The following is a 23,895-nucleotide window of genomic DNA, read 5'->3' as shown; positions in this document are numbered from 1 at the left end:
AAGAGGCTGGCTCATTTTTATTTTGAGCCAGCCTCTTTTTTTAAAAGTATTATAATATCTTATTTGGGCATAACCACTGTATCAATCGCGTGGATTACCCCGTTTGAAGCCGCTACATCAGCAAGAACTACTGTAGAAGTTCCTCCATTTGCATCTGTTAGGATTACTTTTCCATCTTTAAGGCTTAAAACAATCGTACCACCTTGAACAGTAGTTACTGTATATTTTCCGTTATTTTTGTTTATGGCCTCAATCACTGCGGCAGCTTCAAATTTTCCTGCTACAACATGATAGGTTAATACAGCTTTAAGTTTATCTAAACTTTCTGGTTTCAATAAACCATCTACAGTTCCCGCAGGTAGTTTTGCAAATGCTTCATTGGTAGGTGCAAATACAGTAAACGGACCTTCTCCGCTTAATGTTTCAACTAATCCTGCTGCTTTTACGGCAGTAACAAGTGTTGTGAAATCTGCATTGCCCGCAGCTACACCTACTATATTTGGTGTTTCAACTACGGCTGTTGTGTCCATTGCTACGGCAGTAGAATCTGTCATTTCAGCTGATTCTGCTTTCTTTTTTTCTCCACAAGAAGTTGTAATTACTCCTAATAATACAAATGTGGTAATTGTTTTTACTAATTTCATAATTAATTTTTTAAGTTTAAAATTATTTGTTTATTCAAATGTACATTTTAAAATTCATTGTTTAACTTTTTTAACAATTAATTAAACAAAATTAAATTTATAGACGCAGTGTTAATACTGATTGTGGAATTAATGTAATTCTATAAAAGCAATTGTTTTCTAAGTATATCAGCATTAGAGGAATAATTTTCAATTTTGTTTTGTATTTATTGTGATTTCTTATAATCCCACGCATTTGTACTTACGATTCATAAAAATGGCTTAAATCTACCTTTTTTTTCATGAGACGATGATTTTTATTTATTGCGTTAGTATAAGAATATTTCTTGACAAAATATGAAAAAGGCTTTTTTTTAGCTAAACGGTTATAAAAAAACGGTGCTTAAAGGAACTGTAAACACCGTTTGATTTTATATAATAGAAGTTGTTTATCGAATTGCGTTTACATATTCTTTTATTTTACCAGTACCATTTTCAGTTAAATGCTGAATGAAAGCACTTCCTATAATTGCTCCTTTAGCAAATTGAGTGGCTTGATTAAAGGTTTCCTTATTATTGATTCCAAAACCTATTACTTGAGGATTTTTAAGATTCATATCGGCAATACGTTTGAAATAGTTTTCTTGAACGCTTCCAAAACCAGATTGTGATCCCGTAACGCTCGCGGAACTTACCATGTAAATAAATCCATCAGAAACACTGTCAATAAAGTTAATGCGCTCTTCGGATGTTTGTGGCGTAATTAGGAAAATATTTTTAATTCCGTATTTTTCGAAAGTAGTTTTATATTCATCTGCATATACGTCAACGGGAAGATCGGGAATGATTAACCCGTCAATACCAATCTCCGCACATTTTTGACAAAAATTTTCTATTCCGTATTGTAATATTGGGTTGAAATACCCCATAATCACTAAAGGAATGGATACTGTTTTACGAACGTCCTTGAGTTGGTCAAACAGCACTTGGGTAGTTATCCCGTTGTGCAACGCTTGTGTAGAACTGGCTTGTATTGTCGGACCATCAGCAAGCGGATCACTGAACGGCAGTCCAATTTCAATCATATCCACGCCATTTTTCTCTAAATCCTGAATGATTTGTACCGTGTCGTTAAGGTTTGGATATCCTGCGGAGAAGTAGATGGAAAGTATCTTCTTAGTCTCTTGTAATTTTTGATTTATTCGATTCATTTTTGTATTTTTTTATTCTATTTTTAGGATCTTTTTTACCTTAGAGTTTTAATTGGAATGTTTAAATTGCAGCACTGTATGCCCATGCTTTTTGGTCGGATTGCAAATGTACTTCAATGCGTTTATAATGCAATCCTTCGTAAAGATCGGATTGATGGAGTTCCTTTGTGGTTATGGAGTATACCATTCCGTTAATGGTGTCTTCCGGTTTTTCTGTTTGCGTAATGATGGGATAGCGCACTACTCCAAATTCTTCTTCAATTTGGATTTCTTTTACGATGTAACCAATTAGTGTTTGTGGTGTTCCCTCAAGAATACGTCCAAAAAGATCTTTTTGTATATCCTCATTTTGTAAGCTGCCGTAAGCGAATATTTTTTCCATAATTTCTGTTTTGAAAATGTGAATTGAACGTCATTTTATGTTGTTTCGTTAGCGTTAAGGTTTACTTCATTATACTCTTATCTCTTATTGGAGTTCAGTGAACTTCGTTCGCAGTGAAAATACTTTGTTATCTCGTTTTTAACCGAGATAAAAAAGATTGCAACGAAAATCCTGACCTTGCTGTAACGTCAGAAGAAGCGAGGGAACGGCCCGAAAGAAATTCGGAATAAACCCTGAAGAATATCAGGATAAACCTAGTCATAATTTAAAATAATCAATATAAGTATTCAAATCTTTATCGCCACGACCGGAAAGATTGATAACTACCACATCTTCCGGTTTGAATTTCATTTCGTCAAGAACAGCAAAGGCATGCGCACTTTCGATAGCAGGAATAAGCCCTTCCATTTGAGATAATTTGATTCCCCATTGCATGGCTTGCTCATCCGTAATTGAGATGAATTGTGCTCTTCCGGTGGTGAATAAATTGGCGTGCATAGGTCCAACACCCGGATAATCCAGTCCTGCTGAAATGGAATATGGTTCAGTGATTTGGCCATCGGTAGTTTGCATCAGTAAGGTTTTACTACCGTGAATAACACCTATTTTTCCTAGGGCTGATGTGGCGGCACTTTCGCCTGAATCGACACCTAAACCGGCGGCTTCAACAGCAATTATGTTCACGTCTTCGTTATCCAGAAAATGATAGTAGGTTCCAGCAGCGTTGCTACCACCACCCACGCAAGCAATTAGATAATCTGGATTTTCACGACCTTCTTTTTCCAGTAATTGTTCCTTGATTTCCTTAGAAACGACACTTTGAAAACGAGCTACCATATCCGGATAAGGGTGTGGTCCTACGACGGATCCTATGATATAGTACGTATCAACAGGGTTGTTAATCCAGTCGCGAATGGCTTCGTTTGTGGCATCTTTTAGTGTTCTTGATCCAGACAGTGCTGGACGAACCTCCGCTCCCAACATTTTCATACGAGCTACATTTGGCGCTTGACGTTTAATATCAACTTCACCCATATACACGATGCATTCCATTCCCATTAAGGCACAAACGGTTGCTGTGGCTACACCATGCTGACCAGCACCGGTTTCGGCAATGATTCTTTTTTTTCCTAGGCGTTTGGCTAACAAAATTTGCCCAATAGTATTGTTTATTTTGTGTGCCCCAGTGTGGCATAAATCTTCTCTTTTTAGGTAGATTTTAGTATTGTATTGCTCTGATAAGCGTTTTGCAAAATAAAGAGGTGTAGGACGACCCACATATTCTTTTAGCAAAGCATTAAATTCAGCTTGAAATTCTGGTTCAGCTGTAATTTTTAAATAATTTTGGCGTAATTCTTCTACATTTGGATATAACATTTCAGGAATGTAGGCACCTCCAAATTCACCGTAGTAGCCTTTTTCGTTGACATTGTATGACATAATTTTTATTTTTTTATTTTGTTATCTGTAGAGACGGACAGCAGCGCGTCTCTGCATAATTGTATGTTTTTTAATCCGGGTTCTATTTCAAATTTACTATTTACATCAATAGCGTAAAGAGGTAAATTGGTTTTCAACATTTCATTCACTGCATCCATTTCATCAATTCCGATTCCCCCACTCAGGAAGAACGGTTTGCTTGACGGATATTTTTCTAATACTTTCCAATCAAATGTGGTTCCGTTTCCGCCGGGTAATTTTCCTTTGGTATCAAAAAGAAAATAATCACAAACGCTTTCAAACGGTTTTAGTTCCTCAAAATCAAAAGAATCATCAACAGAGAATACTTTTATAATAACTATTTTACGATCTGTTTTATTTTTTAATTCCTGGCAAAAGGCAACGGATTCGTGACCGTGCAATTGAATGGCCTGCAAATCGTGTTTTTTAGCTTTCGCCAAAATAATTTCGACGGTTTCATTTACAAAAACCCCAACTTTCCTGATCGACTTTGGTACATCAGGAATCACATCATCAAAATACCGAGCTGATTTCTCCCAGAATATAAACCCCATATAATCGGGTAGGAGCGATCCTACTTCACGTATATTATCCGGATATTTCATGCCGCAAATCTTAATCCCCACCACAGCCCTCCCAGAAGGGGAGCGAGCCGAAGTATCTTGATTGTCAGTGTGTTTTTTCATTTTATGGTATTTTTTTAAACTTTACCCAACCCTGTTAGAATTTTAAATCCTAACAGGGTTGTTTTTATAGTTGGCTGATAAATTCGGTTGCAGCTTTACCTGCATTATCAGTTTTCATAAAGTTTTCTCCAATTAGGAATCCTTTATATCCAAATGGTTTTAATTCATTAATCGCTTCAATTGATGAAATCCCACTTTCGGAAATTTTTATAAAATCATCTGGGATTTGCGCTGCTAATTGCTTGCTGAAATCCAAATTCACTTCAAAGGTTTTTAGGTTTCTATTGTTTACACCAATCATATCTAATGTAGGCATAATTGATTTTTCTAGTTCCTCTTGATTGTGTACCTCCAGTAAAACTTCTAGTCCTAAACTTTTGGCAAATTCAGACAAGGATTTGATTTCTTCTCTGGTTAAAATTGCTGCGATAAGTAGAATTAAATCAGCTCCATAGGCTTTGGCTTCCAATATTTGATAGTCATCAACAATGAATTCTTTTCGCAATAATGGTATATTTACTGTGGCTCTTGCCAAAAGCAAATCGTCTAACGAACCACCAAAATATTTTCCATCAGTCAATACTGAAATCCCGCAAGCCCCTGCATTTTCATATCCTCTGGTTACTTCTTCAACCGTAAAACTATAATTTATTTCAGCTTTGGAGGGCGAACGGCGTTTGTGTTCTGCAATAATTCCGGATGTGCTTTTTTGTAAATTAGTACTCAAAGAGATCGTCTTTTTTTCAAAAAAAACAGATGCTTCCAATTGTGAAACTGGTATGATAGATTTCTTGAGAATGACTTCTCTTTTTTTGTCAACTATGATTTTATCTAAAATATTCATTTATTTTTTTGTTTAAAGTTTTATTTGTTCAAGGTTTAAAGTTGTTCGAAATGCAAACAACTTTAAACCTTGAACTTCAAACTATTTTTATTTACTTAAATCTTTCAATTTCTTCAAAGCTACAAGTCCTTTACCGGATAATAAACTTTCTTTCGCTATTTGAAATCCTTCTAAAGGAGAACATTTTGTAACAGTCGCAATTGCCATGGCCGCATTGGCACAAATCACATTATTTTGTGCTTCTGTTCCTTTACCGGAAATGATATCAGTAAACATTTGAGCAGATTGTTCTATAGTTTTCCCTCCTTCGATTTCGCTTTGCAGCAAAAGGTGAACACCAAAATCTTCCGGATTTATCATGCCTTCCATGGAGCTGGTAATCGTTTTTGTAGGTCCCGTCAAGGACACTTCATCATAGCCGTCAAGCGAATGCAGGATGGTAAAGTTCACATCAGTATTTTGATATAAATACGCATACATTCTGGCCATTTCTAAATTGAAAACACCAACCAATTGATTTTTTGGGAACGATGGATTTACCATTGGTCCCAACATATTGAAAAAAGTTTTCACCCCTAATTCTTTTCGAATAGGTCCCACATTTTTCATAGCGGGATGAAATAAGGGCGCATGTAATATACAAATCCCTGCTTTATCGATGCATTTTTCTAGAAAATCAGCATCGTTGCTGAATTTGATGCCTAGCTTCTCCATCACGTTACTGGAACCTGAAATAGAAGAAACCCCATAATTTCCGTGTTTTGCCACTTTTATTCCAGCGCCGGCAGCTACAAAAGAGGCCAAGGTTGAAATATTGAATGTGTCTTTCCCGTCACCACCAGTTCCACATAAATCAATGGTATTGTAAGCGGATAAATCCACACGAATGCACAGTTCTAACAACGCTTCACGAAAACCGGCTAGTTCTTCAATGCTGATGCTTCGCATCATATACACGGTTAGGAAAGCAGCTATCTGACTCGAGTTATAGCTCCCGTTGGAAATATTAACCAGTACGTTTTTTGCTTCTTCTTGAGAAAGGATTTCGTGATTGATTAATCTGTTTAATATATTTTTCATTTTTACATATGTCTTAAAGTTGAAAGTCTTAAAGCCTTAAAGTCTTTCAACTTTATGACATTTGACTTTATGACTAATTTTTAACCCAGTTCTCCAACATCTTTTTTCCATTTGGAGTCAACACACTCTCGGGATGAAATTGTACACCACGTACATCGTATGTTTTGTGGCGCAATGACATTACTTGCCCGTTTTCATCAAAGGAAGTTGCCTCTAGAACATCCGGTAAATTGGCATTAACTACCCAGGAATGATACCGTCCTACTTCAAATTCGTTTCCTAATCCTTCAAATAAAATGTCATCATCTACTACTGTTTTCACCTTGGTAGCCACACCGTGATATACTTTGTCTAAATTGGAAAGCGTTCCTCCGTAAACTTCTCCGATAGCTTGTTGGCCTAAACATACCCCGAAAATACTTTTTGTAGGGCCATATTTTTGAATCACCGCTTTGAGTAACCCCGCTTCATCCGGAATTCCGGGTCCCGGCGAAAGAAGAATTTTATCGAAAACGGCAATTTCATCAATGTCAAATTCATCGTTTCTATAAACGGTTACTTCGCAATCTAAATCTTCCAGATAATGCACTAAATTGTAAGTGAAACTATCGTAATTGTCTATAACTAGTATTTTTTTCATTTTCCTCCCCCAACCCCTCCGAAGGAGGGGAGTACCTATTGGGGTAAATAGGTTTTTTAATTGTTATTTTTATTTACAACTTCATAAGTTGCTAATTTTTTTACATTTGGCTCCCTTCCCTTCAGGGAGGGTTGGGAAGGGGATTTATATTGTCTCCGCTAAATCCAAAGCGGCATTTAAGGCCCTCAATTTATTATATACTTCCTGCATTTCGCTTTCTTCATCTGAACTGGCTACAATTCCGGCGCCGGCTTGAGAATGCAATTGATGGTTTTTACTAAGGAAAGTCCGAATCATAATCGCATGATTAAAATTGCCTTCAAAATCCATAAAACCTATAGCACCACCATAAAAATTACGATTTGTTTTTTCATACTCCTCAATCAGTTGCATGGCTCTGTGTTTGGGAGCGCCACTCAATGTTCCAGCTGGAAAAGTATCGGCTACAACCTGCATCGTAGAGGCTTTTTCATGTAAATGTCCGGTTACTTTTGAAACTAAGTGAATGACATGTGAGAAAAACTGCACCTCCCTATATTTCTCTACATTTACATTATGACCGTTGCGGCTTAAATCATTTCGGGCTAAATCCACCAACATCACATGTTCACTATTTTCTTTTTTATCAATCGATAGTTCTTTGGCAAGAATAGCATCTTTTTCATCATCGCCTGTTCTTTTAAAAGTTCCTGCGATAGGATGAATTTCAGCTTTACGGTCTTTGACAATAATTTGGGCTTCGGGCGAAGAACCAAATATTTTGAAATCACCGTAATCAAAAAAGAATAAATACGGCGAAGGATTAATGCTTCTTAACGCTCTGTAGACATTGAATTCATCGCCTTTGAAACCTTGGGTAAATCTTCGGGATAAAACTAATTGGAACACATCACCTCTAAAACAATGTTTTTTGGCCAAAGCCACATTATGCTTGAATTCTTCGTCCGTCAGATTTGAAAAACCTTCGCCTTCTTTCGCAAATTTATAAGAAGCAATATTTCGGGATTGTAATAATTGTTCAATTTCTGAAATGTTATTTTTACCATCTAAACTATGACAAAAAATATAGGCCTCATTCTTGAAATGATTAATAGCAATTATGTTTTGGTACACGGCATAATACACATCAGGAATGGTATTGCTATTTTCTTTTTTGGCAATAGATACTTTTTCAAAGTAACGAACTGCATCGTACGAAATATATCCAAAAAGCCCATTATTGATGAATTTAAAATCATTTTTCTCTGATTTAAACTGACCTGAAAATTCTTGAATTATTTGAGGGATATTGGTGTTGGCATCAATTTCAATTTTCTCAAAACTTCCGTCAGGAAATGTTTTGTAGATGATTTCATTTTCTATTTTTATGGAAGCAATCGGATTGCAACAAATGTAGGAGAAGCTGTTATCATTGCCATGATAGTCGCTGCTTTCCAGTAGTAAACTATTTGGAAATTTATCACGAATTTTTAGATATACGCTGACAGGAGTTATAGTATCTGCCAGGATTTGTTTGTATTTGGTATTTAATATCAAAGTTTTCATTGTGTTTTTGTTATTTGATAGCAACAGGATTCATCCTATGTGTGTTCTAATTTATAATTTGAAACAAAAAAAAGGCCTGTCGTGATGACAAGCCTTTTATATTTATAGTTTTAATAATACTACAGGAGCTTTGTTCACGACGACTGACGTAAATAGTTCCACCACCAAGTATTGTTTATAATTATTTTCATATTCTTTTTAATGGTACAAAGATAGAAATGAAATTTGATTTTTCAAAAATAGTAGGCATTAAATATGTTGAAAAAATATTTTTTTTTGTTAAATAAATTTACAGGCTAGAATTATTTAAAATAAAACCCCAATAATTGCTTGTTGGGGTTTAAAAAAAATGTAATGAAAATTAGAATTTCATAGCAACGGCTAAAGTAAATTCGTCTGAGATTGCTTTGTCTCCAAGGTTATCAAAGAAACTTCCAGAACCGTATTTGATATCATATTTTGTTCTGTCAATTTTTACAGTGCTTGAAGCTGTATTTGCAGTTGTAGTTAAATCAAAAATAACTGGTTTCGTAATTCCTTTAATTGTTAAATCTCCAGTTACAGTGTACACATTGGGTGCTTTAGTAACTAGTTTTTTAAATACTAAGGTTGCTGTTGCAAATTTTTCAATTCCAAAAAAATCTTCTGATTTCAAGTGGCCTTCTAATTTTTCTTTGCCTTGACCTGCTTTTAAGTCTGTTGCCACAAGTGAGGTCATGTCTACGTTGAAGGTACCGCCAACTAATTTTGTTCCTTTAAAAACTAATGTGCCATCTTTCAGATTGACTGTTCCTTCATGTTGTCCCGTTACTTTTTTTCCTGTCCAGTTGATGGTGCTTTTTGCAGCATCAACTTTTTTAGTTTGCGCTGATACTGATACCGTAGATAAAACCACTACTAATGCTAATGCGATTGATTTGAAATTTTTCATGTGTTTGAATATTTAATTTTGAATTTGATTAATAATTATAATGTGATAAATAATTCTTCGTTTGATTTTCTAACTTTTTTGTTGTGTTGTGTTGCATCATCCTCGTGTCTATAGCCAATAGTTGCTATTAAAGTGGCATTTAAACCTAATTTGTCCAGACCTAGTATTTCATTGACCTCGGCAGGAACAAAACCTTCCATGGGTGTGGCATCTATTTTAAGTTCAGCAGCGGCATTCAATAAATTTCCTAAAGCCAAATACGTTTGTTTTGCCGTCCAGATATTTCGCATTTCTTCAGGAAGAGAGGTGATGTTTTTAATCACCAAATCTTGATACCCCTTCATACTTTCTAGAGGAATTTGTCTAATTTCACTAGTATTTTTAAAATAATTATCGATTCCGGTTGTGCCAAAGTTAATTTCATTAGCAAAGATAATTAAGTGTGATGCCTCTACAATTTGCGATTGTCCCCAAGCTGATGGTCTAATTTTAGCTCTTAGTTCAGGATTTTCAACAATTATAACTTTATAAGGTTGCAATCCGTAGGAAGAAGAACTTAAACGGATTGCTTCTTTTAGAATATTTAAATCTGCATTGGATATTTTCTTGGTGGCGTCAAACTTTTTGGTGGCGTATCTCCAATTTTGGTGGTCTAAAAAGGTATTCATATTATATGTGCTATTTATTGGTTTCTGTATTTTTCTAATAATTGATTTAATTGAATGATTTCCTCTGCACTCAAATTTTTTGAAAAAAACGCTTCGTGTGCGATTACTTTAGGATCTAATACTGCTAAAACATCCAATCCTTTTTGTGTAATCAGAACTTCTATCTTACGTCTGTTTTCAGGACACACTTTTCGAGTGACAAACGCTTTCAATAGTAGTTTGTCAACTAATCGAGTGGTGTTACTGGTCTTGGCTAACATTCGCTCCTGAATGGCCCACATATTTGCAGGATTTCCTTTTTGGCCTCTTAATATTCGAAGTACATTGTATTGTTCTCCTGATATTTCGTGAGGTTTTAATAATTCATTAAATTTTTCTGCAATTACATTTTGTGTGTACAACACATTAAGGATAATTTTTTTTGAATTATCTATTGGTATAGTTGTTTTTAAAATTTCTTCAATTTTCATATTTGTATATATGTAATTTGTTGGTACAAATGTAACACTTTTTATAGTTGTATATACAAGTGTTGGGTTTTTTTGTTAATTATTTTTTAAGTGCTATCCAAGATACTGGCTTGTGCAAATAAAAATATAGCCTAAACACGAGGCGCACCCGGCGCATAATATGCCAATTTGTAAATAATAATATTTTCATTTTTGCTGTCTAAAAAAGGAATCTGAATTTAGTTCTTTATTTTTTTGATCGTGTACTTTTCGTCATAAGCAGTCACTTCCTGTACTGTTTCGGTTGTAATTTCATTTTTACTCACAAGTAGCACATGGGCAAAATTACTGCTGATACTCACATTTAAAACACTGTTAATTGCCAGTAGTTTTTCTATAAGTTTTTCCATACAGACGCTCTCTGTAATGCCTTCCAGCTCATATAAATTCACAACAACCTGACTGTTTTTTTTTAATTCGATAAACAACTCTGAATTTGCTCTTGGTGCAATTGAATCTTTAGATACCTCTATTTTCAAAAAGTCAAAAGCACCTTTAAAAATCAGCTCATATTCTTCTTTGCTTCCGCCAAAAGGAGGTCCGGATTCAAACGTTCTATTGAATAATAATCCCGCCAGAATTCCTTCTTCAGCTAAGAGTTGATGCATTTTCCAAACGTATTTCTGGCGCATTGTTGGAGGCAAAGCGCAGAAAAAAGTTTGCTCAATAATCAAATCATAGTTTCCCTGATGTGTAAAGAAATCGCCTAAAACAATCTTAATAGAAGGGTTGTTTTTAAATTTTTCTTTTAAAGCTCTAACAGGTGTTGGAGCAATATCAATAACGGTAACATTTGTAAATCCATGCTCCAGAAGATATTCCGCTTCGTAGCTGTTGCCACAACCGGGAATCAAAACACGACTGTTTTTAGTAGTTATAGTATTGATATACCTTTGTATGGGCGGAGATACTTGGCCTAAATCCCAACCGGTTGTTTTGGTTTTGTATTGTGTTTCCCAATAGCCTTGGTCCAGCGGTTCGTTGTTAGAAATGACACAACATTTTAGATGCTCCATAATTTTATTTTTTTGAAATAGCCATTACTTTGAAACAGCCGTTGTCATTGAAATTATTTTTATTTCAAAATTTTGCTTTGGCAAACGAAATCCGTTTTAGGAGCAGTCGTTTTTGCAATAGCATTAAAACCGCCTTCAATTTCAGTAAAATTTCTAAAACCCTGCGCTTCCAGTATTGAAGCCGCAATCATACTGCGGTATCCACCGGCACAATGCAGGTAAAAATGGGCTTTAGGATTTACGTCTTTGATCCATTCATTAATAGCTGCTAATGGCTTGCTGTAGGACTCCTCAACATGTTCTGCGGAGTATTCACTTTCTTTCCGAATGTCGATTACTTTGCTTTGGCCAATTTTTACTTCCTTGGCAAATTGTTCTGCAGTAATTCTATGTACGGTATCCATTTCTTTTCCTGCTTTTGCCCAGGTATCAAAACCACCAGCCAGATGCCCCATTAAGTTGTCAAAACCCACACGGCTCAAGCGCGTAACGGTTTCTTCCTCTTGTCCCGGTTCACAAACAATCAGGATGGGTTGTTGCACATTGGCAATTAAAGTGCCTACCCAAGGAGCAAAATCACCATCAATCCCAATATTTATGGATTGCGGAATAAATCCTTTGGCAAATTCTCCGTTAGTACGGGTGTCTAATAATAAAGCTCCGGTTTCTTCAGCGGCTACTTCAAATTCAGAAGGGGAAAGTGCACGCATTCCCAGATTCAAAACGTTTTCAAAACTTTCATATCCTTTTTTGTTCATTGCCACATTCATACCAAAATAAGCTGGAGGAGGCAATAAACCTTCGGTGACTTCATGAACAAATTCAGCTTCCGTCATGTTCGCACGCAACGCATAATTGGTCGCTTTTTGGTCGCCAATGGTCGAAACGGTTTCCTTGCTCATGTTTTTTCCACAGGCACTTCCTGCACCGTGAGCAGGATATACGATGACGTCGTCTGCCAAGGTCATAATCTTTGTTCGTAAAGAATGAAATAAAGTTGTGGCCAGCTGTTCCTGGGTCATGTGTGCCGCTTTTTGGGCTAAATCCGGTCTTCCCACATCACCAATGAACAAGGTGTCACCGGAGAAAATGGCATGGTTTTTTCCGTTTTCGTTTATCAATAAAAAAGTGGTGCTTTCCATGGTATGTCCCGGCGTGTGTAGTACTTTTATTTTGATGTTTCCAATGCTGAATTCCTGTCCGTCATTTGCAGAAATGCATTCAAATTCACATGTTGCATTTGGGCCATAAACGATAGGAGCACCAGTTTGACGGCTTAAATCTATGTGACCGGAAACAAAATCAGCGTGGAAATGAGTTTCAAAAATGTATTTTAATTGCACACCATCTCGTTCCAATCGATCCAGATAGGGCTGGGTTTCCCGCAACGGGTCAATAATGGCTGCTTCCCCATTTGAAGTAATATAATACGCACCTTGTGCTAAACATCCGGTATATATTTGTTCGATTTGCATGATTGCGTTTTTTTAATTTATGGTATAAATGTACTTTTGTTTTTTAGGATAAACGGTAACAATTGCTACATTCTGTTTTTTTAATTCAGGAGAAATTCTTTGATAATAATATACATTCCCATAGCTAACAAAAACCAACCAAAAGCCGGTTTTAGTTTTGCGCCATCGATTTTTTTAGATAAATAGGTGCCAATGAACAGTCCCAGGATGGCAATTGCCGAAATGGTAAAAAGCAGTCTGAAATTAATGCTGATACCGTTTAACACATCGCCGCCAAAACCAATTAACGAAGTAATAAAGATAATCAACAAAGAGGTGCCAATAGCTTGTTTCATGGGTAAATTTGCGAAGAAAAGCAAGGCCGGAATGATCAAAAAACCACCACCAGCGCCTAAAAAACCAGTAAGGAAACCTACTAATAGTCCAATGAGGGCTATCTTACCGAAATTGTCTTTTTGAAGAGTTTTTTTTGGTGTTGCCTTTTTGATCATCGATACGGACGTGGCAATCATAAGGCACGCAAACACAATCAGAATCAAAAGATTTTTTGACACTTCAAAATGGTGGAGTGTGAAAATAATGGCCGGAATTTTTGGCAACACAATTTCTCGTACAAAAAGTAAAGAGAGAAGAGAAGGAATCGCAAAGGCTAACGCTGGTTTTATTTTTAAATTACCAAGTTTGTACTGGCTGTAGCTCCCAATCATAGCTGTTATTCCGACTATAAATAACGAATAACTGGTGGCTAGTTCAGGATTGATATTAAAGAGATATACCAGTATGGGAACGGCAAGTATGGATCCGCCACCGCCAATTAAACCCAAAGAAAGACCAATAATAACTGAAGCAAAATAGCCTAAATATTCCATCGTAACATTTTTTTGAAGCTCTGATTTTAAAAATAGTTGCACAAAAACACCGCTTCAGGGCGTAAATTTTATTTTAACAGTTCAATGTTATTGCGGTGGAAGGCCACAATGCCGCGTTGTTCCATTTTTTTTAACAAACGCGATATTACTTCTCTTGAGGTATTAAGCTCTGATGCGATTTCCTGATGGGAGAGTTTCAATTCTTTACAACCACAAACATCGGCATGGCGTTTTAGATTAAATTCCAATCGCTCATCCATCGCCCGGAAAGCAATGCTGTCAACGACTTCGAGAACCTCCTCAAAACGACTTCTGTACGTGTCAATTACAAATTCATACCAGCTGCGGTGTTGCATCATCCACTTGTCCATCAAGGGTAAGGGCACTAAGATTAATTCAACATCTTCAACGACTTTAGCCATGATTTGGCTTTTTTCATTTTTGGTGGCACATATCATGGAAATGGCACAAGCCTGACCGGGTTGTAAATAATACATGAAAAACTCTCCTCCATTTTCATCTTCGCGATAGACCTTAATTTTCCCATTGATTACCAATACAGTGTTTTTTATGTACTGTCCGGTACGCATGATGATATCACCAGTTTTGAAAGATTGGATCGCAGCATTTGCATCCACATCTTTGACTAGTTCAGTAGAAAATAAGGGAAATATTTTTTTTATGGAATCGAGCATTTTTTATTTTTTTTCTATATTATGCCTTGTAAAAGTAGTATAAAAAACTCAAAAAAAAGGCTGTTTTTCAGACTATAACAGTGTCCAAGCCTCTGATTTATGGCTTGTTGTCTATGGATTTAATAGACTATTTTTAATAAGAGTTCAAGCGTTAGTTTTAGTTTATTGATGTTTAATGTTTTGCGAAAATGATTTTTTAATAAAAACATCTAATTAACAATTGTTACGTTTATTGTTTGGTAAAAACGTTGTATTTTTACAAAAAACATCATTATGAATTTAACACAAGAAGATTGGGTTTCTCAATTTGAAGCTGATGAAAATGCAGTAATTCTCGACGTGAGAACCGAAGATGAATTTAGCGAAGGCTATATTGCCAATGCCATCAATATTGATATTCACAGCGGCCAAGATTTTGTAACTGAAATAGAAGCTTTGGACAAAAATAAAAAGTATTATGTGTATTGTCGCTCCGGAATGCGAAGTGCAAAAGCATGCGAAATAATGAATCAGCTTGGTTTTGAAAATGCCTACAATTTAATGGGCGGAATTATTGAATGGGATGGAGAAGTAGTAGCTCCATAAAGCACAAAGAGGGTAATGCACCTTTTGAATATTTAAATTATAGATTTCACCACTTTTTGTGTGGGTTTAATTAGAAATCACACTACTTAGGGAATCTTTTTTTTACCATTAATACATTAAATAGCAGTAAGTTTAATTAACATAATGCTTCAATACAGGTGTCATTAAGTCTTTATTTTGTAGAACAGTATAACAAGTAACACATACCCATATCGTGGCGGAATCAAATTATAAATATAATATCTATCTTTATGAATGTAATACCAGAAGAATTTAAAATTAGCACTTTATTAAATCAAGATACGTACTTAATTGATGGAGAATTAAAAAAATGGACCGGCCAGACAACTCCTGTTTTTTCAACAATTTCATCCACGGAAGAATATGGTCCAACTATTTTAGGCTCTGTTCCATTTATGGGGGAAACGGAAGCGCTAGAGGCGGTAAATGCAGCCAATGCAGCGTACAATAACGGTCAAGGATTATGGCCTACGATGAAAGTGGCGGATCGGATAAAGTGTATGGAAAACTTTGTTACTCAAATGAAAACGACCCGTACAGACGTAGTTAAACTATTGATGTGGGAAATAGGAAAATCATTGGGTGATTCTGAAAAAGAATTTGACAGAACTGTAGAATATATATATGACACTATTGACAGTTTAAAAGAATTGAACAGCCGTAGTGCTCATTTTTCTAAAGTTCAGGGAGTAAACGCGATGGTTCGTAGAGGACCACTTGGAGTTGTTTTATGCCTTGGGCCTTATAATTATCCGTTGAATGAGACTTTTTCGTTGCTCATTCCAGCATTGATCATGGGGAACCCAGTAATTTTTAAACCGGCAAAACATGGTGTGCTGTTGATCTCCCCTTTATTAGAAGCTTTTAGAAGCAGTTTTCCAAAAGGAGCCATCAATATTGTATACGGTCGCGGACGTGAAGTGGCTTCTCCAATAATGAAATCCGGTAAAGTAGCTATTTTGGCTTTGATAGGAAACAGTACATCAGCGATTGCATTACAAGACCAGCATCCTAATAAAAACAGATTGCGTTTGATCCTAGGCTTAGAGGCGAAAAACCCTGCGATAGTTCTTCCGGATGCTGATTTAGACTTGGCCATCCAAGAGTGTATTGCTGGTTCTTTATCGTTTAATGGACAGCGTTGTACGGCTTTGAAAGTTTTGTATGTGCATGAGTCTATTGTTGAGGAGTTCAATACGCGTTTTGCTGCCAAAGTGGATGCCTTAGTTTTTGGAAATCCGTGGGAGGCCTCCGTGTTTCTGACGCCTTTACCAGAAAAAGAAAAACCAGCTTACATTCAGGAATTGATTGATGATGCTACTAGTAAAGGAGCTATTATAATTAATGAAAAGGGAGGACAGCATTATTCTAATTACATCTTTCCGGCTGTTTTATTTCCAGTAAATAAAGAAATGCGTGTGTATCACGAAGAGCAATTTGGTCCTGTGGTGCCTATTATTTCTTTCAAAGACATTCAGGAACCTTTGAATGATATGGCCGAATCGAATTATGGGCAACAAGTAAGTTTATTTGGAAAAGATATTAAAACTATTGCGCCACTTATTGATGCTTTGGTGAATTTAGTGTGCAGAGTAAACCTGAATAGTTCTTGCCAAAGAGGTCCGGATGTTTTACCGTTTACAGGACGAAAAGATTCAGCAGTAGGAACACTGAGTATTCATGATGCGTTGCGCTCGTTCTCAATTAGAACCTTTGTAGCCTCTAAAGACAATGCCTATAACAATGCTATTTTACAGGAATTATTGAGCAGTAAAGAATCTAATTTTATTAATACCGATTATATTTTATAATCTTTTATAATCAAAAAAAGCCGGCTCATTTTTTCGAGCCGGCTTTTTTTTGGCCTTAGTATTCCTCTTTGAAATATATTTTAGGATTTTAAACGACATATTTCAAAAACATCACCTGCTAATAGCGCCATAAAATAGTAGGGTTTATAGAATTAATACCTGATGGACAAATCCTTATTTAGGTGAAATTATCTAAAAAGCTTAAAAAGAAACTTTATCTTTATACTTTTTACGAAGTGCAATTATTAACTAAATATATACTTACATGAAAAATCTAATCCTTTTTTGTTTACTGTTAGCTTGCTTTGGGTTCGAAAGTTGTAAAAAAAATCAAAATCTGAACGCTACAGATGCTGTGCAAGCCCAAGCTGAAAAGCCAATAAACGTTCAGTGTTATAAAGCTTTGTTCGAAAATGACACCATTGATTTAGAAATTAGCACTCTGCAAAACGGAAAAATTACAGGAAACATGGTGATGAAGATTTTTAACATGCCCAAAAAAACTGGAAAAATCAACGGCGAATTCCGAGGCGATACATTATTTGCTGACTACTCGTTTATTCAAGGAACTTATGATAAAATAACGTATAAAAATCCATTGGCAATGTTAAAGAATGGGAACGAACTCATTTTAGGTAATGGAAAAATTGAAACTTATTTAGGAGCTTCTTATTTTGTGAAAGGCGTACCTATAGATTTTGATAACGTGAAATATAAATTTATAAGTGTTGATTGTGTTGGTGTAAAATAATTAATTCAACAGCATAAAAAATATTTCTCAAAACATCAAAAGTGCAATTTCTGCCAACAAGATTCAAATATTTTGTCGGATTCAATTTGATTAACAGTAAGTAACAATCAGTGTGTAATGGGATATTTTAAAATTAGATAAAATGGAGTAACAAATTGATTTTAAGATACTATTATTAAGCATTCTCTTTGAACAATCTTTAATTTTAGTTCTTTTTTTGTGAACCACTTATTATTCTAGAAATCAATCCTTGTTGGTTCGTAAATTCAGAAAAGAAAATAGTCGCCAAGTGAATTACAATAAAGGTCAATAAATAATAAATGGAAAGGACATGTATATCTTCCATTGATTTCTTACTATTTTCTGGACCCAAAACGATGATTAAACCGGTGATTAGGGAAATTGCCACACAAGCATAAAAAACTAAATACGTCCAACACTGGATTTTTTCTTTAAATGCCAATCCTTTAGTAAAGGGATTGGAGAATTTCATATGTCCAAAAAAGGGAAGCGCCAATCTGATACTGTACAGCCCCACTAACGCATAACCAATATAAACGTGCCAATCCCACATGGGTTTTCTTATTTTTTTAGCAAGCAAAATAAGCTGATCCTGGGATAAGGATTGATCTGTGGTTGAAAGATAGTCTTGCATGATCAGTGCAACATTATTTTTGTTCATCCAGGTCATTCTAAGAAATATGGTAATAAGCATTAACGTCATACAAAAGGCTATTGACCAGTGCATGATTCGGTAAATGGCGGAGTAATTTCTGGATTTCATGATTTATCAGAATTGGGTTGTTATGGTTTAAGAGTCAGTTTTGATCGCAATACAATTTTAGAAAGAATGTGGGTTTAATTAATTCAAAGTACGCAGATTATAATGAAAGGCAATGAAGAATGTTCTTCGAAAAATAGCAACGATACGCTTCTATTTTACAGGCCAATATATCGTTCTTTCTTTAAAGTGTGGCAGAATGATCACTTTTAGGAAAAACACTCAAGGCTTCAAGCGCAATTTTTGGAGTAGGAGAGGCTAGTTTGCGAAGTTTGAGATCCATCCAAGCGCCATCAACTGTTATAGTTGCACATAATTTGTTGTCCTCATTTATAAACTCATGAACAATAGACCAACGGGAAGCATCCGCATTTACTTTTGAAGTTTTGGTGTGCATAAAAATGTTGTCAGAAAGCTTTATTTCTTTTCTAAAAACACATTCTTCCCTAAAAAGAATAGGGCCAAAGCCTTGTGACTGCATCACCTTAATGGTCAAACCAAGACTTTCCAGAATTTCGATACGATGCTGTGCGCCAAAGTCATAATAAGCACTGTGCCGAACGTGAAAATTAGGATCAAGATCTGACCAACGAAAGGATAATTCTTTTTTAAATGAAGCCATTGTTTTTTTTTAGAGATGTTTCCAAGATTTGATACCAAGGAAGCACTGGGTTTTTTTTGAAATTCAAAAGTACGACAAAAAGCAAGTGGAAAGCTAATGAAATTATAAATCCGATTCATTTATTGTGGTATGTTTTTAGCACTATTAGAAATATTGAATAGTGAAGCCCAATTTATAAAAAATCCTATTAAATAAAAAAGCCCTTCAGAAAATCCAAAGGGCTGATGCTTGCTGCAAAATTTATTTTTTTGATTCTTCAACAGAAACTTTTCTAAACTCTTTTAGTAGTTTTTCCAGTTCCAAAGTTGATTTACGAGCTCTTGGTCCGGCAGCTTTGATACCTTTCTCCGTTAGTGACTCAGATTCTGTTTTGAATGTTTCGAATTCAGCGTTGATTTTTGCAACTAAATCTTTCATAATAGTACTGTATTAAATTAGGGCGCAAAAATAGAATTTTGATTTTTAGATTGGGATGTTTTGAGGTTTAAATTAACATTAGGGAACCATTATTTTATTATCTGGGTCAGAAACATTCATTTTTTATAAATTAATGAATGAAATTATGCGCTCTTTCTTTAATTATGCAATAAATAAGAAGTGAGATCTCAGTATTCCTGTGATCAAGAATGACGACTTTAGGAAGAATGACAACTTCTCTGTGGTGTCATATTGTCAGATTTTTTTACGCCAATTTTAACATAAACTGACAATTCATTAGCCCCTTTTGTATTGGCACAAAGATTGACTTATCGACTCCGAGTCATTAAAACAAGTATACAATAAAATTAAATATAGTAAAAATGGGTAAAATAATCGGAATTGATTTAGGTACGACAAACTCTTGTGTTTCTGTAATGGAAGGTAATGAAGCTGTTGTTATTCCTAATGCAGAAGGAAAAAGAACAACACCATCGATCATCGCTTTTGTTGAAGGTGGAGAGATTAAAGTAGGAGATCCTGCTAAAAGACAAGCGGTAACTAATCCAACTAAGACTATTGCTTCTATCAAACGTTTCATGGGACATTCTTTCGGCGAAATTACAGCTGAAGCAAAAAGAGTTTCTTACAAAGTAGTAAAAGGAGACAACAATACACCACGTGTGGATATTGATGGCCGTTTATACTCTGCACAAGAATTGTCAGCAATGACACTTCAAAAAATGAAAAAAACAGCAGAAGACTATTTAGGTCAAACTGTTACCGAAGCAGTTATTACTGTTCCTGCTTATTTTAATGATGCACAACGTCAAGCTACGAAAGAAGCGGGTGAAATTGCAGGTCTTAAAGTAATGCGTATCATCAACGAACCTACAGCTGCAGCTCTTGCTTACGGTTTGGATAAAAAAGGTAAAGATCAAAAAATTGCCGTTTACGATTTAGGTGGTGGTACTTTTGATATTTCTGTTCTTGAATTAGGAGACGGAGTTTTTGAAGTATTGTCTACAAATGGTGATACTCACCTTGGTGGAGATGATTTTGACCACGAAATTATTGACTGGTTAGCTGCTGATTTCTTAACGGAAGAAGGGATTGACTTACGTCTTGACCCAATGTCATTGCAACGTTTAAAAGAAGCTGCTGAGAAAGCAAAAATTGAATTGTCTTCTTCTGCGGAAACTGAAATCAACTTGCCTTACGTAACCGCTACAGCTTCAGGACCAAAACACTTAGTAAAAAAATTGACAAGAGCTAAATTTGAGCAATTGACTGATTCATTAGTAAAACGTTCTATGGCACCAGTGGCTAAAGCGCTAAAAGATGCAGGTTTATCTGTTTCTGATATTGACGAAGTTATTTTGGTTGGAGGTTCTACTCGTATGCCAAGAATTGCGGAAGAAGTGGAGAAATTCTTTGGTAAAAAAGCGTCTAAAGGAGTTAACCCTGATGAAGTTGTCGCCATTGGAGCAGCGATTCAAGGAGGAGTTCTTTCTGGAGATGTAAAAGATGTATTGTTACTTGATGTTACACCTTTGTCTTTAGGTATCGAAACTATGGGTGGTGTTATGACGACTCTTATTGAGTCTAATACAACTATCCCAACTAAAAAATCTCAAGTTTTCTCCACAGCGGCAGATTCTCAACCAACAGTTGAACTACACGTTCTTCAAGGAGCAAGAGCTATGGCTGCTGATAACAAAACAATTGGTCGTTTTAACTTAGACGGTATTCCACCAGCACCAAGAGGGGTTCCACAAATTGAAGTAACTTTTGACATTGATGCTAATGGTATCATCAAAGTTTCTGCAACGGACAAAGGAACAGGGAAATCTCACGATATTCGTATCGAAGCTTCTTCTGGATTAACATCTGAAGAAATCGAAAGAATGAAACAAGATGCTGAAGCTAATGCAGAATCTGACAAAATCGCTAGATCAAGAGCTGAAAAATTGAACGAAGCAGATGGAATGATTTTTCAAACTGAAACACAATTGAAAGAACTTGGTGCTAAATTATCTGATGATAATAAAGTAGCTGTAGAATATGCATTGACTGAATTGAGAATGGCGCACCAATCTCAAGATATTCCTGCAATTCAAACGGCTCTTGACAACATCAATGCAGCATGGAAAAAAGCAACTGAAGCAATGTATGCTGAAGGAGAACAAGGTCAAGCAGCATCTAAACCAGAAGGTGAAGCTGCTCAAGGCGACAATGTTGAAGACGTTGAATTTGAAGAAGTAAAATAATTATTTAGAGATGTGATTTATTGCATCTCTATTTTTTATAACTAAAACCGTTTACCACATTGGGTAAACGGTTTTTTTATGAAATTTTTTTTCAGTACAATTACTCTAATACGGTTATCTGTCCCTTAAACATTCGCGCTATTACTACAGCATGTGGAAACGTAATGGCAGCAAGAAAAGAGAAAAACAAAGCATTGAATAATTGTTCATCTCTAAATAGTAAGTAAATCACTGTAATCCCAATTATTGAAATCAACCAATATATCCCCGCAGCCTTGCAATATTCAATAAAATTTTTAATTGAAAAGGAGCCATTTAAATATTTTATTTGGTCTATTATTGACGGAATACTGTGCCATAAGACAAAGTAGATAGCAAAACCCCAGATTAAGCTCGACGCTTTAAATAGGATTGTAAATAACACCATAAAAAAAAGTTCGAGAAGCATTTTTTTTCTCAACGCTTGTGATTTCCAAAAAATATAAATACATAAAAAAAGAAAAAGAGGTAATGCATATTTAATCAACAGTAAAAAATAGGGGATGGGGATACTTACACTTGTAATTTTTAAAATAATATTTTGAACTTGAACGGTGTGAAAATTAAAGAGAAGCAGTAAAATAATAAATCCATAGAGGAATTGGAAAGTAAAAACCAATATTTTTGGAAAGTCTTCTTTTAATTTTTGCCATTGTTGCTCACCAAAATGATAAGAACTGACAATAATAAACAATAATAAAGCAAATAGCGGAATGGTATAAAATAAAAGTACCCCTGTTAACACTACCATAACATAATATCCTAAAATCTTAAACCATGAGTTCCTTCCTTTTATTGTGTTTATGTTTTTTATCAATAGCAAATCATTAGCGCCATGGAGAATTCCAAATGAAAATATCAATAAAAATCCCAAAATAATTTGGATCTGATGAGAAAAATAAGAATCCATCCATAATCCGAAAAAGCTTGCTACAATTGCAATATTGAAATAATTTTTCATAAGTTTAATTATTGTTTAAAGATATGTAAAAAATAATAGACAAAAATAATTTTTTTTGTTGAACAATACCTATATTTACATGAACAAAAAAATAACCTAATTTTTTAACTATGACAAATTTCATGTTTATTTCAGGACTAGTCGGAAAGTTATCGCCTACGGATTATGTAGGTTTTACTTTCTTCGTAGGTTGCATGGCTATGATGGCTGCATCTGCATTTTTCTTTTTATCGCTGAGCCAGTTTGATAAAAAATGGCGTACTTCAGTGTTGGTTTCAGGTTTGATTACTTTTATTGCTGCAGTACATTATTTCTACATGAGAGATTATTGGGCAAGTTTCGGTGAATCGCCCACTTTTTTCCGTTATGTCGACTGGGTATTGACGGTGCCATTAATGTGTTTAGAGTTTTACCTGATACTAAAAGTAGCAGGTGCAAAACAGTCTTTATTATGGAAAATGATTATCTACTCTCTTGTCATGTTAGTTACAGGATATTGGGGAGAGGTCGTTGATCCTAGTAATGCAGCAGCTTGGGGAGCAGTTTCAGGAATAGCTTATTTCTTGATTGTTTATGAAATATGGATTGGTGAGGCCGCTAAATTGGCCAAAGCTGCCGGTGGAAACACACTTGATGCACACAAAATACTATGTTGGTTCGTGCTTGTAGGATGGGCAATTTACCCATTAGGTTACATGCTAGGAACTGATGGATGGTATACGGGTATTTTTGGTAAAGGAAGCGTTGATGCAGTTTACAACATCGCGGATGCTATCAACAAAATAGGGTTTGGATTAGTAATCTACACTCTTGCTTCAAAATCACAAACAAACTAACAAAAACCTATTTTTATTTGTTCACTAAAGCCGAGCTAGAAATAGCTCGGTTTTTTTATATTGATTAAATAAAAACCCGACCTGTTTTATAAACAGGTCGGGTTTGAATTATTATTCTGTCGTCGTTATGTCCGCAGAGACGGACTGCAGTGCGTCTCTGCATTGT

25 protein-coding genes are annotated in these 23,895 nt (G+C 35.4%); 5 read left to right on the top strand and 20 right to left on the bottom strand.

Annotated features, from left to right (window positions below; genetic code table 11):
• Nucleotides 1-59: 59 nt before the first annotated feature.
• The 16 genes from EKM00_RS02260 to EKM00_RS02185 all read right to left on the bottom strand — a co-directional run bounded on the left by EKM00_RS02260 (nucleotide 60) and on the right by EKM00_RS02185 (nucleotide 14,635).
• Nucleotides 60-644 (bottom strand): fasciclin domain-containing protein, encoded by a 585-nt coding sequence (locus EKM00_RS02260; protein ID WP_199734581.1) that lies wholly within the window; start codon nucleotides 642-644, stop codon nucleotides 60-62.
• 428 nt (nucleotides 645-1,072) lie between these two features.
• The gene (trpA, locus tag EKM00_RS02255) at nucleotides 1,073-1,834 is read right to left on the bottom strand and encodes a tryptophan synthase subunit alpha (RefSeq protein WP_126515082.1); all 762 of its coding nucleotides are present in this window, start codon (nucleotides 1,832-1,834) and stop codon (nucleotides 1,073-1,075) included.
• A 61-nt stretch (nucleotides 1,835-1,895) separates the two neighbouring features.
• Entirely contained in the window at nucleotides 1,896-2,216 is a 321-nt protein-coding gene (locus EKM00_RS02250; protein WP_126515081.1) for a gamma-glutamylcyclotransferase family protein, read from the bottom strand.
• A 258-nt stretch (nucleotides 2,217-2,474) separates the two neighbouring features.
• Nucleotides 2,475-3,656: a tryptophan synthase subunit beta gene (gene trpB, locus EKM00_RS02245; protein WP_126515080.1), complete on the bottom strand. Its 1,182-nt coding sequence runs from the start codon at nucleotides 3,654-3,656 to the stop codon at nucleotides 2,475-2,477.
• A gap of 5 nt (nucleotides 3,657-3,661) precedes the next feature.
• On the bottom strand, nucleotides 3,662-4,363 hold the full coding sequence (locus tag EKM00_RS02240; RefSeq protein ID WP_370453916.1) for a phosphoribosylanthranilate isomerase: 702 nt from the start codon (nucleotides 4,361-4,363) through the stop codon (nucleotides 3,662-3,664).
• Nucleotides 4,364-4,427: 64 nt separating this feature from the next.
• Nucleotides 4,428-5,207 (bottom strand): indole-3-glycerol phosphate synthase TrpC, encoded by a 780-nt coding sequence (trpC, locus tag EKM00_RS02235; RefSeq protein WP_126452561.1) that lies wholly within the window; start codon nucleotides 5,205-5,207, stop codon nucleotides 4,428-4,430.
• A gap of 87 nt (nucleotides 5,208-5,294) precedes the next feature.
• Nucleotides 5,295-6,287 (bottom strand): anthranilate phosphoribosyltransferase, encoded by a 993-nt coding sequence (trpD, locus tag EKM00_RS02230; protein WP_126515079.1) that lies wholly within the window; start codon nucleotides 6,285-6,287, stop codon nucleotides 5,295-5,297.
• 73 nt (nucleotides 6,288-6,360) lie between these two features.
• Nucleotides 6,361-6,927: an anthranilate synthase component II gene (locus EKM00_RS02225; protein ID WP_126452557.1), complete on the bottom strand. Its 567-nt coding sequence runs from the start codon at nucleotides 6,925-6,927 to the stop codon at nucleotides 6,361-6,363.
• A gap of 144 nt (nucleotides 6,928-7,071) precedes the next feature.
• On the bottom strand, nucleotides 7,072-8,472 hold the full coding sequence (locus EKM00_RS02220) for an anthranilate synthase component I family protein (RefSeq protein ID WP_126515078.1): 1,401 nt from the start codon (nucleotides 8,470-8,472) through the stop codon (nucleotides 7,072-7,074).
• 361 nt (nucleotides 8,473-8,833) lie between these two features.
• A complete protein-coding gene (locus tag EKM00_RS02215) occupies nucleotides 8,834-9,403 on the bottom strand; it encodes a YceI family protein (RefSeq protein WP_126515077.1) in 570 nt (189 codons plus the stop codon).
• Nucleotides 9,404-9,438: 35 nt separating this feature from the next.
• The gene (locus EKM00_RS02210; protein ID WP_126515076.1) at nucleotides 9,439-10,071 is read right to left on the bottom strand and encodes an NAD(P)H-dependent oxidoreductase; all 633 of its coding nucleotides are present in this window, start codon (nucleotides 10,069-10,071) and stop codon (nucleotides 9,439-9,441) included.
• Between the two features lie 14 nt (nucleotides 10,072-10,085).
• Nucleotides 10,086-10,541: a MarR family winged helix-turn-helix transcriptional regulator gene (locus EKM00_RS02205; protein ID WP_126452549.1), complete on the bottom strand. Its 456-nt coding sequence runs from the start codon at nucleotides 10,539-10,541 to the stop codon at nucleotides 10,086-10,088.
• Nucleotides 10,542-10,759: 218 nt separating this feature from the next.
• Nucleotides 10,760-11,596: a methyltransferase domain-containing protein gene (locus EKM00_RS02200; protein ID WP_126515075.1), complete on the bottom strand. Its 837-nt coding sequence runs from the start codon at nucleotides 11,594-11,596 to the stop codon at nucleotides 10,760-10,762.
• 59 nt (nucleotides 11,597-11,655) lie between these two features.
• On the bottom strand, nucleotides 11,656-13,071 hold the full coding sequence (locus EKM00_RS02195) for an MBL fold metallo-hydrolase (RefSeq protein ID WP_126515074.1): 1,416 nt from the start codon (nucleotides 13,069-13,071) through the stop codon (nucleotides 11,656-11,658).
• A gap of 80 nt (nucleotides 13,072-13,151) precedes the next feature.
• Entirely contained in the window at nucleotides 13,152-13,940 is a 789-nt protein-coding gene (locus tag EKM00_RS02190; RefSeq protein ID WP_126452546.1) for a sulfite exporter TauE/SafE family protein, read from the bottom strand.
• Between the two features lie 68 nt (nucleotides 13,941-14,008).
• Complete coding sequence (locus EKM00_RS02185) at nucleotides 14,009-14,635, bottom strand: Crp/Fnr family transcriptional regulator (RefSeq protein WP_126515073.1); 627 nt, start codon at nucleotides 14,633-14,635, stop codon at nucleotides 14,009-14,011.
• A 273-nt stretch (nucleotides 14,636-14,908) separates the two neighbouring features.
• Between EKM00_RS02185 and EKM00_RS02180 the strand changes: the two genes are divergently transcribed.
• The 3 genes from EKM00_RS02180 (at nucleotide 14,909) to EKM00_RS02170 (ending at nucleotide 17,803) form a co-directional block, all read left to right on the top strand.
• A complete protein-coding gene (locus tag EKM00_RS02180; RefSeq protein ID WP_126452542.1) occupies nucleotides 14,909-15,220 on the top strand; it encodes a rhodanese-like domain-containing protein in 312 nt (103 codons plus the stop codon).
• 251 nt (nucleotides 15,221-15,471) lie between these two features.
• Entirely contained in the window at nucleotides 15,472-17,052 is a 1,581-nt protein-coding gene (locus EKM00_RS02175) for an NADP-dependent glyceraldehyde-3-phosphate dehydrogenase (protein ID WP_126515072.1), read from the top strand.
• Nucleotides 17,053-17,317: 265 nt separating this feature from the next.
• Nucleotides 17,318-17,803: a hypothetical protein gene (locus tag EKM00_RS02170; RefSeq protein ID WP_126515071.1), complete on the top strand. Its 486-nt coding sequence runs from the start codon at nucleotides 17,318-17,320 to the stop codon at nucleotides 17,801-17,803.
• A gap of 205 nt (nucleotides 17,804-18,008) precedes the next feature.
• Here the strand turns inward: EKM00_RS02170 and EKM00_RS02165 are convergent, their stop codons facing one another.
• The 3 genes from EKM00_RS02165 to EKM00_RS02155 form a co-directional block, all read right to left on the bottom strand.
• Entirely contained in the window at nucleotides 18,009-18,587 is a 579-nt protein-coding gene (locus EKM00_RS02165; RefSeq protein ID WP_126515070.1) for a cytochrome b/b6 domain-containing protein, read from the bottom strand.
• A gap of 181 nt (nucleotides 18,588-18,768) precedes the next feature.
• Nucleotides 18,769-19,206: an acyl-CoA thioesterase gene (locus tag EKM00_RS02160; protein ID WP_126452534.1), complete on the bottom strand. Its 438-nt coding sequence runs from the start codon at nucleotides 19,204-19,206 to the stop codon at nucleotides 18,769-18,771.
• A gap of 240 nt (nucleotides 19,207-19,446) precedes the next feature.
• Nucleotides 19,447-19,623, bottom strand: coding sequence for a histone H1 (locus tag EKM00_RS02155; protein WP_126515069.1), 177 nt, complete (start codon nucleotides 19,621-19,623; stop codon nucleotides 19,447-19,449).
• Between the two features lie 383 nt (nucleotides 19,624-20,006).
• Here EKM00_RS02155 and dnaK point away from each other — a divergent pair, with 383 nt between their 5' ends.
• Nucleotides 20,007-21,893 carry a molecular chaperone DnaK gene (gene dnaK / locus EKM00_RS02150; protein ID WP_126452530.1) on the top strand — a complete coding sequence of 629 codons (1,887 nt, stop codon included), beginning with the start codon at nucleotides 20,007-20,009 and terminating at the stop codon, nucleotides 21,891-21,893.
• 100 nt (nucleotides 21,894-21,993) lie between these two features.
• Here dnaK and EKM00_RS02145 read toward each other — a convergent pair whose 3' ends face one another.
• Nucleotides 21,994-22,893 (bottom strand): Brp/Blh family beta-carotene 15,15'-dioxygenase, encoded by a 900-nt coding sequence (locus EKM00_RS02145; protein ID WP_126515068.1) that lies wholly within the window; start codon nucleotides 22,891-22,893, stop codon nucleotides 21,994-21,996.
• Nucleotides 22,894-23,003: 110 nt separating this feature from the next.
• Here EKM00_RS02145 and EKM00_RS02140 point away from each other — a divergent pair, with 110 nt between their 5' ends.
• Complete coding sequence (locus tag EKM00_RS02140; protein ID WP_126452526.1) at nucleotides 23,004-23,729, top strand: bacteriorhodopsin-like; 726 nt, start codon at nucleotides 23,004-23,006, stop codon at nucleotides 23,727-23,729.
• The last annotated feature ends 166 nt before the right edge of the window (nucleotides 23,730-23,895 follow it).

This window comes from Flavobacterium sp. RSP15 (genome assembly GCF_003968755.1).
Taxonomy (GTDB): domain Bacteria; phylum Bacteroidota; class Bacteroidia; order Flavobacteriales; family Flavobacteriaceae; genus Flavobacterium.
The sequence above is the reverse complement of the archived record's forward strand: the minus strand, read 5'-3'. Positions and strand labels throughout refer to the sequence as shown.

Excerpts from the sequence above, each read along its gene's own strand:
- EKM00_RS02250 (WP_126515081.1), bottom strand. The coding sequence starts at position 2,216 with ATGGAAAAAATATTCGCTTACGGCAGCTTACAAAATGAGGATATACAA.
- EKM00_RS02240 (WP_370453916.1), bottom strand. The coding sequence starts at position 4,363 with ATGAAAAAACACACTGACAATCAAGATACTTCGGCTCGCTCCCCTTCT.
- trpB (WP_126515080.1), bottom strand. The coding sequence starts at position 3,656 with ATGTCATACAATGTCAACGAAAAAGGCTACTACGGTGAATTTGGAGGT.
- EKM00_RS02140 (WP_126452526.1), top strand. The coding sequence starts at position 23,004 with ATGACAAATTTCATGTTTATTTCAGGACTAGTCGGAAAGTTATCGCCT.
- EKM00_RS02180 (WP_126452542.1), top strand. The coding sequence starts at position 14,909 with ATGAATTTAACACAAGAAGATTGGGTTTCTCAATTTGAAGCTGATGAA.
- EKM00_RS02195 (WP_126515074.1), bottom strand. The coding sequence starts at position 13,071 with ATGCAAATCGAACAAATATATACCGGATGTTTAGCACAAGGTGCGTAT.
- EKM00_RS02165 (WP_126515070.1), bottom strand. The coding sequence starts at position 18,587 with ATGAAATCCAGAAATTACTCCGCCATTTACCGAATCATGCACTGGTCA.
- EKM00_RS02175 (WP_126515072.1), top strand. The coding sequence starts at position 15,472 with ATGAATGTAATACCAGAAGAATTTAAAATTAGCACTTTATTAAATCAA.
- EKM00_RS02210 (WP_126515076.1), bottom strand. The coding sequence starts at position 10,071 with ATGAATACCTTTTTAGACCACCAAAATTGGAGATACGCCACCAAAAAG.
- EKM00_RS02215 (WP_126515077.1), bottom strand. The coding sequence starts at position 9,403 with ATGAAAAATTTCAAATCAATCGCATTAGCATTAGTAGTGGTTTTATCT.
- dnaK (WP_126452530.1), top strand. The coding sequence starts at position 20,007 with ATGGGTAAAATAATCGGAATTGATTTAGGTACGACAAACTCTTGTGTT.
- EKM00_RS02170 (WP_126515071.1), top strand. The coding sequence starts at position 17,318 with ATGAAAAATCTAATCCTTTTTTGTTTACTGTTAGCTTGCTTTGGGTTC.
- EKM00_RS02145 (WP_126515068.1), bottom strand. The coding sequence starts at position 22,893 with ATGAAAAATTATTTCAATATTGCAATTGTAGCAAGCTTTTTCGGATTA.
- EKM00_RS02200 (WP_126515075.1), bottom strand. The coding sequence starts at position 11,596 with ATGGAGCATCTAAAATGTTGTGTCATTTCTAACAACGAACCGCTGGAC.
- EKM00_RS02260 (WP_199734581.1), bottom strand. The coding sequence starts at position 644 with ATGAAATTAGTAAAAACAATTACCACATTTGTATTATTAGGAGTAATT.
- EKM00_RS02220 (WP_126515078.1), bottom strand. The coding sequence starts at position 8,472 with ATGAAAACTTTGATATTAAATACCAAATACAAACAAATCCTGGCAGAT.
- EKM00_RS02155 (WP_126515069.1), bottom strand. The coding sequence starts at position 19,623 with ATGAAAGATTTAGTTGCAAAAATCAACGCTGAATTCGAAACATTCAAA.
- EKM00_RS02205 (WP_126452549.1), bottom strand. The coding sequence starts at position 10,541 with ATGAAAATTGAAGAAATTTTAAAAACAACTATACCAATAGATAATTCA.
- EKM00_RS02185 (WP_126515073.1), bottom strand. The coding sequence starts at position 14,635 with ATGCTCGATTCCATAAAAAAAATATTTCCCTTATTTTCTACTGAACTA.
- EKM00_RS02190 (WP_126452546.1), bottom strand. The coding sequence starts at position 13,940 with ATGGAATATTTAGGCTATTTTGCTTCAGTTATTATTGGTCTTTCTTTG.
- trpA (WP_126515082.1), bottom strand. The coding sequence starts at position 1,834 with ATGAATCGAATAAATCAAAAATTACAAGAGACTAAGAAGATACTTTCC.
- trpD (WP_126515079.1), bottom strand. The coding sequence starts at position 6,287 with ATGAAAAATATATTAAACAGATTAATCAATCACGAAATCCTTTCTCAA.
- trpC (WP_126452561.1), bottom strand. The coding sequence starts at position 5,207 with ATGAATATTTTAGATAAAATCATAGTTGACAAAAAAAGAGAAGTCATT.
- EKM00_RS02225 (WP_126452557.1), bottom strand. The coding sequence starts at position 6,927 with ATGAAAAAAATACTAGTTATAGACAATTACGATAGTTTCACTTACAAT.
- EKM00_RS02160 (WP_126452534.1), bottom strand. The coding sequence starts at position 19,206 with ATGGCTTCATTTAAAAAAGAATTATCCTTTCGTTGGTCAGATCTTGAT.